Origin of the sequence: Mesorhizobium sp. M7A.F.Ca.MR.362.00.0.0 (assembly GCF_004023175.1) — a bacterium.
Taxonomy (GTDB): domain Bacteria; phylum Pseudomonadota; class Alphaproteobacteria; order Rhizobiales; family Rhizobiaceae; genus Mesorhizobium.
On record NZ_RZTF01001260.1, the window covers coordinates 1 to 211 of the forward strand.

Consider the following 211-nt stretch of genomic DNA (forward strand, 5'->3'; position numbering starts at 1 on the left):
GTATAGGCCGATAAGTGTAACCAGCAAGGTTGGCACAGTTAAAATAATACCTGTTTTAAAATATGCTCCCCAAGAAATCTTCACATTTTTTTGGGATAGTACATGCAGCCATAATAAAGTAGCTAATGAACCGATTGGTGTTATTTTTGGTCCTAAATCAGAGCCAATAACATTTGCATATATAAGTCCTTCTTTAATTACTCCAGCTGCA

The 211-nt window shown here is 35.5% G+C and carries 1 protein-coding gene; it reads right to left on the reverse strand.

Going from position 1 to position 211, the window contains the following annotated elements; genetic code table 11:
- Positions 1-211 (reverse strand): ArsB/NhaD family transporter (locus tag EOC06_RS39835; protein WP_281062162.1); only part of this gene is annotated, 211 nt, incomplete at both ends.